Source organism: Pseudoalteromonas xiamenensis (genome assembly GCF_017638925.1).
In the GTDB taxonomy this organism is placed as follows: domain Bacteria; phylum Pseudomonadota; class Gammaproteobacteria; order Enterobacterales; family Alteromonadaceae; genus Pseudoalteromonas; species Pseudoalteromonas xiamenensis.
The window spans coordinates 2,072,821-2,084,448 of sequence record NZ_CP072133.1; the positions used below are offsets into that span (position 1 = coordinate 2,072,821).

At 44.0% G+C, this 11,628-nt stretch carries 10 protein-coding genes and 2 pseudogenes; all 12 read right to left on the reverse strand.

Annotated elements, in window-relative coordinates:
• Window positions 1-48: 48 nt before the first annotated feature.
• The 12 genes and pseudogenes from atpA to mnmE all read right to left on the reverse strand — a co-directional run bounded on the left by atpA (window position 49) and on the right by mnmE (window position 11,573).
• Window positions 49-1,590: a F0F1 ATP synthase subunit alpha gene (atpA, locus tag J5O05_RS09995; RefSeq protein ID WP_208841944.1), complete on the reverse strand. Its 1,542-nt coding sequence runs from the start codon at window positions 1,588-1,590 to the stop codon at window positions 49-51.
• Window positions 1,591-1,605: 15 nt separating this feature from the next.
• The gene (gene atpH / locus J5O05_RS10000) at window positions 1,606-2,139 is read right to left on the reverse strand and encodes a F0F1 ATP synthase subunit delta (protein ID WP_208841945.1); all 534 of its coding nucleotides are present in this window, start codon (window positions 2,137-2,139) and stop codon (window positions 1,606-1,608) included.
• 16 nt (window positions 2,140-2,155) lie between these two features.
• Window positions 2,156-2,626, reverse strand: coding sequence for a F0F1 ATP synthase subunit B (gene atpF / locus J5O05_RS10005; RefSeq protein WP_208841946.1), 471 nt, complete (start codon window positions 2,624-2,626; stop codon window positions 2,156-2,158).
• 57 nt (window positions 2,627-2,683) lie between these two features.
• Window positions 2,684-2,926, reverse strand: coding sequence for a F0F1 ATP synthase subunit C (gene atpE / locus J5O05_RS10010; RefSeq protein ID WP_208841947.1), 243 nt, complete (start codon window positions 2,924-2,926; stop codon window positions 2,684-2,686).
• Window positions 2,927-2,981: 55 nt separating this feature from the next.
• A complete protein-coding gene (atpB, locus tag J5O05_RS10015; protein ID WP_208841948.1) occupies window positions 2,982-3,836 on the reverse strand; it encodes a F0F1 ATP synthase subunit A in 855 nt (284 codons plus the stop codon).
• 15 nt (window positions 3,837-3,851) lie between these two features.
• On the reverse strand, window positions 3,852-4,232 hold the full coding sequence (locus J5O05_RS10020; protein WP_208841949.1) for an ATP synthase subunit I: 381 nt from the start codon (window positions 4,230-4,232) through the stop codon (window positions 3,852-3,854).
• Window positions 4,233-4,370: 138 nt separating this feature from the next.
• Window positions 4,371-5,291 (reverse strand): ParB/RepB/Spo0J family partition protein, encoded by a 921-nt coding sequence (locus J5O05_RS10025; protein ID WP_208841950.1) that lies wholly within the window; start codon window positions 5,289-5,291, stop codon window positions 4,371-4,373.
• Window positions 5,292-5,309: 18 nt separating this feature from the next.
• Window positions 5,310-6,095 (reverse strand): ParA family protein, encoded by a 786-nt coding sequence (locus J5O05_RS10030; protein ID WP_208841951.1) that lies wholly within the window; start codon window positions 6,093-6,095, stop codon window positions 5,310-5,312.
• A gap of 15 nt (window positions 6,096-6,110) precedes the next feature.
• Window positions 6,111-6,735: pseudogene (gene rsmG, locus J5O05_RS10035) on the reverse strand (16S rRNA (guanine(527)-N(7))-methyltransferase RsmG).
• 14 nt (window positions 6,736-6,749) lie between these two features.
• Window positions 6,750-8,640, reverse strand: a pseudogene (gene mnmG, locus J5O05_RS10040) (tRNA uridine-5-carboxymethylaminomethyl(34) synthesis enzyme MnmG).
• Between the two features lie 455 nt (window positions 8,641-9,095).
• Entirely contained in the window at window positions 9,096-9,503 is a 408-nt protein-coding gene (locus J5O05_RS10045; protein ID WP_208841953.1) for a flavodoxin domain-containing protein, read from the reverse strand.
• A 705-nt stretch (window positions 9,504-10,208) separates the two neighbouring features.
• Window positions 10,209-11,573, reverse strand: a complete 1,365-nt coding sequence (gene mnmE, locus J5O05_RS10050; protein WP_208841954.1) for a tRNA uridine-5-carboxymethylaminomethyl(34) synthesis GTPase MnmE — start codon at window positions 11,571-11,573, stop codon at window positions 10,209-10,211.
• Window positions 11,574-11,628: the final 55 nt, after the last annotated feature.

Here is an 11,628-nt window from a genome sequence, read left to right on the forward strand (position 1 = left end):
ACTCTTTCTCCGAATCAGGGTGAGTGTTGCCACTCACCTTTTAATACATTACCAAGTTTGCGTTGCTTTGAACTTCTCAAGAAGTTCTTTTAACTTCGCTTCGATCTCGGCGTTGTAATCACCTGTTTCATTGATTTTAGCCATAAGCTCTGCGTATGTGCTGTTCGCGTATGCAAGTGCTGCGGCTTCGAAGTCACCAATCTTGTTGATAGCAACGTCTTTTAGGTAGCCTTTTTCAGCTGCGAATAGCGAAAGCGACATGTCAGCAACAGACATTGGTGCGTACTGTTTCTGCTTCATTAGCTCTGTTACACGCTCACCGTGTTCAAGTTGTGAACGCGTAGCATCGTCAAGGTCAGAAGCGAATTGCGAGAACGCCGCAAGTTCACGGTACTGAGCAAGAGCTAGACGGATACCACCACCTAGTTTCTTAACGATCTTAGTTTGCGCTGCACCACCTACACGCGATACCGAGATACCAGCGTTAACCGCTGGACGGATACCTGCGTTGAACAAATCAGATTCTAAGAAGATCTGACCGTCAGTGATTGAGATAACGTTTGTCGGTACGAATGCAGAAACGTCACCACCTTGAGTTTCAATGATTGGCAATGCCGTCAATGAACCTGTTTGACCTTTCACTTCACCGTTTGTGTACTTCTCAACGTAATCAGCGTTAACACGTGATGCACGCTCTAGAAGACGTGAGTGAAGATAGAAAACGTCACCTGGGTATGCTTCACGACCTGGTGGACGACGTAGTAGCAACGAGATTTGACGGTAAGCAACAGCTTGCTTTGACAAATCATCGTATACGATTAGTGCGTCTTCACCGCGGTCACGGAAGTATTCACCCATTGTACAACCAGCAAATGGCGCTAGGAATTGAAGCGCTGCTGATTCAGAAGCCGATGCGACTACAACGATAGTATTTTCTAGTGCACCGTGCTCTTCAAGCTTACGAACTACGTTAGCGATTGTAGAAGCTTTCTGACCGATAGCTACGTACACACACTTAACACCAGTACCTTTTTGGTTGATGATAGCATCGATTGCTAGTGCAGTTTTACCAGTTTGACGGTCACCGATAACAAGCTCACGCTGACCACGACCAACTGGGATCATCGCGTCGATTGACTTATAACCAGTTTGTACTGGTTGGTCTACCGATTGACGCTCGATAACGCCTGGTGCGATTTTCTCAACTGGCTCAAAACCGTCGTTTGCGATAGGACCTTTACCGTCGATTGGCTCACCAAGTGTGTTAACAACACGGCCTAGTAGTGCACGACCAACTGGTACTTCAAGGATACGACCTGTCGCTTGTACTTTTACGCCTTCTTTAAGGTCAGCGTATGGACCCATAACTACCGCACCTACTGAGTCACGCTCAAGGTTTAGTGCGATTGCATAACGGTTGCCTGGAAGCTCGATCATTTCACCTTGCATACAGTCAGCAAGACCGTGGATGCGGATGATACCGTCAGTAACAGATACGATTGTACCTTCGTTACGAGCTTCACTTACAACTTCGAACTGCTCAATGCGTTGCTTGATCAGCGCAGAAATTTCAGTGGAATTAAGTTGCATTGCTCTTCTTCCCAATTACGATTGTAGTGCAGTGGCTAAGCGATTTAGCTTGCCGCGAATTGATCCGTCAATAACTGTGTCGCCTGCTTTAATCACAAGACCACCTACAGTATTGGCATCAACACTACAATTCAGCTTAACTTTGCGTGCGAAACGTTTTTCTAGTGCTGTCACTAATTTAGCTTGCTGCTCAGCAGCAAGTTCAGTTGCAGAAACAACGTCAACGTCGATTTCTTTATCATAGTCTGCTTTGAATTCAGCAAACAATTTAGCAACTGCTGGTAGTGCAACCAAACGTCCATTCTCAGCCATTACTTTAATCAAGTTTTGGCCATGCTCGTTGATTTGTTCTGCACAAACCTGAACGAATACGTCAGCTTGTTTTTGTGCAGAAGCGCTGCTTGCTAGAAACTGCGCTACTTGTTCATTTTTTGCAACTTCAGCTGCAAAGAACAACATATCGTTCCAGCTTTCTACAGCGCCCTTATCAACAGCAAACTCAAAAGCCGCTTTAGCGTAAGGACGAGCGATAGTAGTCAATTCTGACATGCTCATACCCTCCTAATTAAAGCTCAGCTACAAGTTTTTCAACGATGTCGCTGTGCGCGGCTACATTGATTTCACGGCCTAAAATCTTTTCTGCGCCAGTAACCGCAAGAGAAGCTACTTGTTGACGTAGTTCTTCTTTAGCACGGTTACGCTCAGCTTCAACTTCAGAGTGACCTTGAGCAATGATTTTCTCACGCTCTTGCTGACCGCGGATAGTTTCCTCGTCAACAATAAGCGCAGCACGCTTTTTAGCTTGTTCGATGATTTCAGCCGCTTGCGATTTTGCTTCTTTAAGCTGCTCAGCTGCTTTTTGACGAGCAAGTTCTAAGTCTTTTTCAGCTTTATCAGAAGCGGCAAGGCCGTCTTCGATTTTCTTTTGGCGAGCTTCAATCGCACCATTTAACGGTGGCCATACATACTTCATGCAGAACCAAACGAAAACGATGAACGCGATTAATTCACCTAGTAGAGTGGCGTTTAAGTTCACAACCGCTCCTCCTCAAATAGTTGTTCGACAAACAAATTGGTTTATTTAAACCAGCTATTACATTACGAACAACAATACCATTGCGATACCAACACCGATCATCGCGATCGCATCGATAAGACCCGCAACGATGAACATTTTAACTTGAAGTTGTGGTGCAAGCTCTGGTTGACGAGCAGCTGACTCAAGGAATTTACCACCTAGTGTACCGAAACCAATTGCAGTACCTAGCGCGCCTAAACCGATTAGAAGTGCAACTGCGATAAATTTTAAGCCAGTAAGTAGTTCTAAAGCTTCCATTTTTTTCTCCGATTATTTAAATATTAAAAGTAATGAATTTGGTGTTTGTTATTTATTAATGACTGTCCGACGCTGCCATACTTAGGTATACAATCGTCAACATCATAAATACGAATGCTTGTAACACGATAACTAGGATGTGGAAAACGGCCCAGATAAAGTGTAGTGGCAACTGGAACATACCAATTGCTGCGATGATGATGAAAATCAATTCACCCGCAAATAAGTTACCGTGAAGACGCAGTGCCAACGAGATTGGACGTGCGACCAAAGTAATAAATTCCATCACGAAGTTCACAGGGATAAGCAACGCCTGAACAAACGGGTTCTTTGCTGAGAACGGGTGCAGCGTAAGCTCTTTAACAAAGCCTAAAATGCCTTTAGTACGGATAGAATAGAAAATGATCAGTACGAATACACCCAGAGCCAACGCGGCCGTTAAGTTTAGGTCGGTTGTTGGTACCACTTTCATGTATACGTCATGTGGATCCATACTCATTGTTGCCGCACCAATTTGCCCTGCAGCAAATGGAAGGAAGTCAACTGGGATCAAATCCATCAAGTTCATTAGAAATACCCAAACGAAAATCGTTAAGGCTAAAGGAGCAATCAGTTTACTCTTACCGTGGAAAGTGTCTTTCACGTTCGAGTCAACGAATTCAACGATCATTTCTACAAAACACTGTAGTTTACCTGGCACGCCAGTGGTCGCTTTGTTCGCGGCACTTTTGAAAATCCAGATAAAAACAAGTCCTAGTAGAACTGACCAAGCCAAAGTATCTACATGCCAAGTCCAGAAACCAGCCTCACTACATGCCTTGTTAAATGCGATACCTGAATCGGTCGTACACATTTTGGCATTGGTAAGGTGGTGCTGAATATAGCCTTGTAAGCTTTGTTCTGCAGCCATTGTTTTTCCTAAAAGTTAATGATTAAAAAAAATCGATGTAAACCAGCTCACTACCGTCACACTAATAAAACTCACAAACAACCAAAGCGGTTCCACTTGCAATGTTTTAAACGCCACAATAAAAAGTAGAGCGGTTAACAAAAATTTTAGCCCAGCGCCTCGTTTAAACGATTTATGCACTTGGTTTGCCTTACTTGCGCCCACATATCGGAAGGCGTAAACGGCAAATATTAAATTGGGAAGCACAGCAATCACTCCACCGGACAGAGCCGATAGGGCGGCTAAAGCTCCCCAACCAACAAAAACGATAACTGCGATGGCGAATGCCACGACGCCCTGAGATAAAACACCTTTTAATGCAGCTCTTCGATACGGGCTGGCTAACGATTGAGTCACTTTTAGTTAACCTTCGATGGTGTAAAAATCAATCAGGGTATTAAAACTGGCGAAATTATACTTGTTTCTAGCGATTTTGCAACTTGACTCGGTGGACAACGGTGCCATTTCGGCACCATTTTGCCTATAAAATAAGCGTTAGGAAGGTTGTTGGAGGTCAGGGTGGATACGGCCGAGTATCCCGTCGAGTTCATCTAGGCTGGCGTAGGAAATGACCAGCTTGCCTTTTCCTTTTTGGTTGTAACTAATCTCAACTTTCGCACCTAAATTATCCGCTAACTGTTGTTCCAGTAACTGGACATCAGGGTCTTTGTCTTTTACCGTCTTCTCAGGCTGTGGTTCAAGCATTTTACGGACAAGTTTTTCCGTTTCACGAACCGTTAAAGCCTTGGCAACGACTACATTTGCAGCTTCAGATTGTGACGCACCTTCAAGACCGAGCAAGCAACGAGCATGACCCATTTCAATGTCACCATGCTCTAACAAAATTTTTACATCATCATTAAGATTATTCAAACGCAGTAAATTGGTGACCGTAGTGCGGGATTTACCAACTGCTTCCGCCACTTGCTGATGAGTTAATGCAAATTCATCAATTAAGCGTTGCAGCGCAATGGCTTCTTCCATCGCATTAAGATCTTCACGTTGAATGTTTTCAATCAGCGCGATAGCAACCGCCGCTTCATCTGCAACGTCTTTGATGATACATGGAACGACATCAAGCTTCGCTAATTGCGAAGCGCGCCAACGACGTTCACCCGCAATAATTTCGTATTTATTTTCGGCAACCGGACGAACGACGATAGGTTGAATCACACCCTGTGCACGAATTGAACTGGCCAACTCTTCAAGTGCTTCTTCTGACATGTCTTTACGCGGTTGATATTTACCGCGCTGCAAAAACTCGATAGGCAGGGTAAGCAAGGTTTTGTCTTGTGAGGCAGTCGCGACATCCTGTGTCGATTCTACGTGTTCAAGTTTGGGTTCCACCGCGTTCGGTTTCGCTGAACTTAGCAAAGCATCCAAACCACGACCTAAGCCTCGTTTTTTCACCGACATGTTTTTGTTATCCTCAAATTATGCCACTGCGGCTGCTTGTTTTTCTTTTCTGCGCAGAATCTCACCCGCCAATGCAAGGTAAGACTTAGCACCACTTGATGCTCTGTCGTAGTACATCGCTGGTGCACCAAAACTAGGCGCTTCCGCGAGTCTTACATTACGAGGAATGACCGTACGATACACCTTATCACCAAAATGTTGCTTCAATTGTTCTGAAACATCATTGGCTAATCGGTTACGAGGATCGTACATGGTTCTCAAAATTCCCTCAATCTGGAGTTTCGGGTTTACCAGTTTGGACAATTGAGTGATGGTGTCCATGAGCGCCGTTAAACCTTCAAGCGCATAGTACTCGCATTGCATTGGTACTAAAATCGAATCTGCAGCGGCCATTGCATTGACTGTCAGCATGTTAAGCGAAGGCGGACAATCAATAAAAATAAAGTCATATTCAGCCAACACACTTTCAAGTGCATTGCGTAAACGTACTTCGCGCGCAAATAGTTCCATTAGCTTCACTTCTGCCGCTGTAACATCGCCATTTGCAGCAATTAAGTGGTATTCACCAGACGTCTCTTTTGAGATCACGTCATGAATTGGCTTATCTTCAATTAATAAATCGTAAATCGTGGGGACATCACCATATTTATCAACGCCGCTGCCCATCGTCGCGTTACCTTGAGGGTCAAGGTCAATCAACAAGACTTTGCGCTTCGTTGCAGCCATCGACGCCGCCAAATTCACTGCTGTGGTGGTTTTTCCGACTCCACCTTTCTGATTTGCAATCGCAATAACTCGAGCCACAATATCCCCTGATGCTTATCGATTTTTGGCCAGTATGACGAGATGACGCTCGGCACCGAGACTCAGGAACAGACAGTTCAATGTCTTGAACCATAGTGATCCCTGTAGGTAATCCCGAGAGTTCTTCTGCAGGAAATTGGCCTTTGAGCGCCAAAAAGAATCCTGAATCATCAATCAAATGCTGACACCAGTCAACCATATCCTGTAAAGAAGCGAATGCTCGACTCAACACACCATCTAATTTAACACTTGGTTGATATTCTTCAACACGAGACTGCACTGGGGTGACGTTTTTTAAATCAAGCGCATGTTTTACTTGAGTTAAAAAACGAACGCGCTTGCCAAGGCTATCAAGCAGCACAAAATTTACGTCAGGTAGGGCAATGGCCAACACGATGCCAGGTAAACCTGGACCTGTACCCACATCAATATAGTTCTTGCCTTTGAGGTGTTGCGCAACAACCAAACTGTCCATGATGTGCTTAACCATCATTTCGTTTGGATCACGCACCGAGGTAAGGTTGTATGCTTTATTCCATTTATTCAGTAGCTCAACATAACTCACGAGTTGGTTTTGTTGATGCTCCGTTAGCGCAATGTCCGTTTGCGCTAATAATCGAGAAAGTTGTTGTTGTAACACAGTGTACCTTTTCGTTACGCAGACTTGCGTAATAGACCTTGCTTCTTCAGATACACTAATAATAGCGAAATCGCCGCTGGCGTGATACCAGAAATACGCGAAGCTTGACCAATCGTCTGAGGACGAGCATCCGACAACTTCGTGATCACTTCATTTGATAAGCCACTCACTTGACGATAATCAAAGTCCAATGGCAATGCGGTTTGTTCATGGCGCATTTGTTTTTCAATTTCGTCTTGTTGACGAGCGATGTAACCTGCGTATTTCGTTTGGATCTCAACTTGCTCAAGTGCTTGAAGATTTTCAGATTCAGATCCTAAACCCTCAATCGCCATCAGATCGTGATAATTGATCTCTGGACGACGCAAAAGATCTTCCAAACTCGCTTCACGTGAAAGCGGCGCTTTTAATAAATTATTCACCGCATCTAAAGCGGGGTGATCTTTATGGATCCATGTACCACGAATACGTTGTGTTTCTTGTTCCATGACTTCCAATTTTTCATTGAATGCAGCCCAGCGAGCCTCATCAACGAGACCAAGTTCACGGCCTTTAGCGGTTAATCGTAGATCCGCATTATCTTCACGAAGCAATAAACGGTATTCTGCGCGGCTGGTAAACATGCGATAGAGCTTCTTTCGTACCAAGCGTTGCTAAGTCATCAATTAACACGCCAACGTATGCTTCATCACGACGTGGTGTCCAAGCTTCTTTATCTTGCACTTGTAATGCGGCGTTCATACCTGCGATGAGACCTTGTGCACCGGCTTCTTCATAGCCCGTAGTACCGTTGATTTGGCCCGCAAAAAAGAGTCCGTCGACGAACTTAGTTTCGAGAGATTGTTTCAAATCACGTGGGTCAAAGAAATCGTACTCAATGGCATAACCAGGTCGACAAATATGAGCGTTTTCAAAACCTTTAATCGAGCGTACGATTTCAAGCTGCACATCAAATGGCAAACTGGTCGAAATCCCGTTCGGGTACAACTCGTAAGTATTTAACCCTTCAGGTTCTACGAAGATCTGATGTTTTTCTTTGTCCGCAAAACGCACAATTTTATCTTCAATTGATGGGCAATAACGCGGTCCAATTCCTTCGATAACGCCTGCATACATAGGCGAGCGATGAAGGTTATTTCGGATCGTGTCGTGCGTCTTTTCATTCGTGTAGGTGATATAGCATGGGATCTGCGTTGGGTGATCCGATTGCTTGCCCATGAATGAAAACACCGGTGTTGGTGTATCACCCGGCTGTTCTTGCATTACAGAAAAATCAACCGTACGAGCATCGATACGCGGTGGAGTACCGGTTTTTAAGCGATCAACACGGAAAGGCATTTCACGAAGACGGTTTGCTAGTGCAATCGACGGTGGATCACCTGCACGGCCACCATTGTAATTTTCCATACCAATGTGGATACGGCCACCAAGGAAAGTGCCGACCGTGAGTACTACCGCTTTCGCTTTAAAGCGCAAACCCATTTGCGTCACAACACCGGTAGCACGGTTGTTCTCAACAATTAGATCATCACAAGATTGTTGGAATATCGTCAAGTTTGGTTGATGCTGTAAAATGTCTTGGATCGCAGCTTTATACAATTGGCGATCTGCTTGTGCACGAGTTGCACGTACAGCAGGGCCTTTAGAGCTGTTCAAGGTTCTAAATTGGATCCCACCTTTATCGATGGCTCTCGCCATAGCGCCACCTAGCGCGTCGATCTCTTTAACAAGATGTCCTTTGCCGATCCCACCGATCGCTGGATTACAAGACATCTGTCCTAACGTATCCATATTGTGGGTCAATAAAAGCGTATTCATACCCATACGAGCCGACGCTAAAGCGGCTTCGGTACCAGCATGACCACCACCAACAACAATGACATCAAACTGTTCGTGATAAAGCATTAACGGGATCCTAATTAAACACTAACCAGTAATTTCTGAAAGGGAGCGTATTCTACCTAGAAATTGAGAGAAGTGAAATGATTAAATATTGTACAGAAGCTAAAGTGGATCACTAAATATATATAAGATCTTTTAAAGAGATCTTTATTGATCTTATATTTAAGCAAGCCAATATCTGTGAGTAAGTCATTTTTCATTTTTTAAAACAGTGAATTAGATCGGATCAATTGGTGTGAATTAGATCGGATCTAACTAAGTATAAGCTTTGATCAAAACCGCTATTTATACACAACCCCGATCTCGATAATTTTTATCCAATGGATAAGTATGTATGGATCCTCAGTTAGATCAGAACTTATCCACATAGCGAACTTTATTTAGATCAAAATGTGAATAAGTTGAATATAACGATCAATCCCTACGAGGCATTCAACACGTCGGCAAGTGAAGGAGCCTCAAGCTTCAGCGGTGTCTTCCGGCAAGGATTCATCCAGTACGTTAATGTAGAGTGCTGGCAGTAATTGCGTTGCACCTTTATTGAGTAGTAGCTGTTCGACATTTTTTGCAGCGAAATTAAAGGTATCGTAGCTTGAATCACCAATTCCTATCACAGCAAATTGAATAGCAGCAAGATCCGCGGTGTCATTTAGCCGTTCAATAAAAGGCAATAAATTGTCAGGGTAATCGCCTGCACCGTAAGTTGATGTCACGATAAGCCATGTTGAATGAACAAGTTCGTTATACTCTGGCTGTAAATGCAAAGTCACATCAATTCCTTGATCTACCAGAACTTGCTGTACTTGCTCTGCTACATATTCGGCCGATCCCATTTGACTACCAACAATGATCTCGAGGTTCTGCATCTGTTTATTACATGAAAAATTTAATGCGGCGATTTTACCGTGCTTTTACTTAGAACAAAAGTGATCATCGAATTGTTGATAATGCCATTTCGAGACAAAACTAGGCAAAATGGCTAATATTTAAAATAACCTAATGATTTTATTTGTTATTTATTGTATTTATAGTTGCGTAACAAAGTGATCTAATTGTGGATAAGCAGGGAGCTAATTGCGTAAAACTGAGCTTTTGGATCGAACATTGCGATTAAAATACACCATAAATATCGGTGTGTTTTGAGCGGAATATACCATTTTGCTCACCTGTGGAAGAAAGTCTGTGGATAGTGACAAAAACCGCGTAGATTGGTCTCTAGGAATGGATCCTAAAAAGATGATCAATATAAGAAAAAAATCTAAAAAAATGGAATGTATGGTAAAAAAGAGAACATCTGCACGCGTAGATTTGCTTTTTTTGGCTCAAACCGCACACAACTTGACCGTGTCAAAGTGCTAAACATGGATGTTTTTGAGATCATTGTGTGGAAATGAGGCTAACGAGAGACTCATTGGTGCTCATTGTTGTGTGTTGAGGGTTGTCGCTTTTATGAATTCTGCCGTTAATTTGTACGCAGAAAAGTTTAAATCAGCTTATTTTTGAGCTTGGGATAGGGAATTATGGGGGAAGCTAGTTGAGTCGGCAGAACCGCCAACTCAACTAAATTGGGCTTATTTTCCGATACAGAAAGAGCTGAAAATCTTGCCAAGTAAATCATCCGAACTAAATTCTCCGGTGATCTCGTTAAGATATTGTTGAGTGAGGCGCAGCTCTTCGGCCAAAATTTCGCCTGCGATGTGCATTTCCAGTTGATCTCGACCAATCTCGAGATGCTCAGCTGCACGTTCAAGCGCATCGAGGTGGCGACGACGCGCCATAAATCCACCTTCTGTCGCACCTTGGAAGCCGATACACGCCTTTAAATGCTCACGTAGTAAATCAATGCCAAGTTCGTCTTTGGCACTTAAACGCAGCACAGGGTAGGCACCTTGCTGGCACAACCCAGCTTGTTCGTCACTGAGATCGATTTTATTACGAACGACGGTAACAGCCATCCCTTGCGGCAATTTAGCCATAAAATCGGGCCAAATTTTGGTGGGATCGCTTTCACTGGTTTCGAGTCCATCAACCATAAAGAGAACATGGTCTGCACCCCGGATCTCGTCCCAAGCGCGTTCAATTCCAATTTGCTCTACTTTGTCAGGACTTTCTCGAAGACCAGCTGTATCAATGATATGCAGCGGCATGCCATCAATATGAATGTGTTCACGCAATACGTCACGCGTTGTTCCCGCAATATCGGTGACGATGGCAGCTTCGCGGCCAGCTAAAGCATTAAGTAAGCTTGATTTACCAGCATTTGGTCGACCTGCAATAACCACTTTCATGCCTTCGCGCATAATGGAGCCTTGCTTCGCTTGGACGCGGACTTCACTCAATTGGTCGATGATTTTATTGAGATCGTTGGCAACCTTACCATCCGACAGAAAATCGATTTCTTCATCGGGGAAATCGATAGCAGCTTCAACGTACATACGTAAATGGATCACTTGCTCCACCAGCGTATGAATGTGTTTTGAAAAATTGCCTTGCATAGAATGCAGCGCACTTTTTGCCGCTTGTTCACTGGTTGCATTGATTAAATCGGCAATCGCTTCGGCTTGGGTTAAATCCAGTTTATCGTTTAAAAAGGCACGTTCAGAAAATTCACCTGGGTTTGCTAGGCGTACACCATCTAATTGACTAATTTCGCGTAACAACATGTCCATCACTACAGGCCCGCCGTGGCCTTGTAATTCCAGTACATCTTCACCGGTAAATGAATTCGGTCCTTTAAAAAACAGGGCGATACCTTGATCGAGTTGTTCTCCTGCAAGGGTTTTGAACGGCAGATATTCGGCGTATCGTGTCTTAGGACACTTTCCTAAAATATGCTCGGCAACTTGCTTTGCAAGCTGTCCAGATACTCGAATAATGCCAACGCCACCGCGACCGGGTGCGGTAGCCTGAGCGGCTATGGTGTCTTGTGCAATCATGACGACTCTTTGACTGACGGTTTAATATGCTTAATTGTACAGCAATCGAGATTTG

Excerpts from the sequence above, each read along its gene's own strand:
- atpA (WP_208841944.1), bottom strand. The coding sequence starts at position 1,590 with ATGCAACTTAATTCCACTGAAATTTCTGCGCTGATCAAGCAACGCATT.
- atpH (WP_208841945.1), bottom strand. The coding sequence starts at position 2,139 with ATGTCAGAATTGACTACTATCGCTCGTCCTTACGCTAAAGCGGCTTTT.
- atpE (WP_208841947.1), bottom strand. The coding sequence starts at position 2,926 with ATGGAAGCTTTAGAACTACTTACTGGCTTAAAATTTATCGCAGTTGCA.
- atpB (WP_208841948.1), bottom strand. The coding sequence starts at position 3,836 with ATGGCTGCAGAACAAAGCTTACAAGGCTATATTCAGCACCACCTTACC.
- J5O05_RS10025 (WP_208841950.1), bottom strand. The coding sequence starts at position 5,291 with ATGTCGGTGAAAAAACGAGGCTTAGGTCGTGGTTTGGATGCTTTGCTA.
- J5O05_RS10045 (WP_208841953.1), bottom strand. The coding sequence starts at position 9,503 with ATGCAGAACCTCGAGATCATTGTTGGTAGTCAAATGGGATCGGCCGAA.
- mnmE (WP_208841954.1), bottom strand. The coding sequence starts at position 11,573 with ATGATTGCACAAGACACCATAGCCGCTCAGGCTACCGCACCCGGTCGC.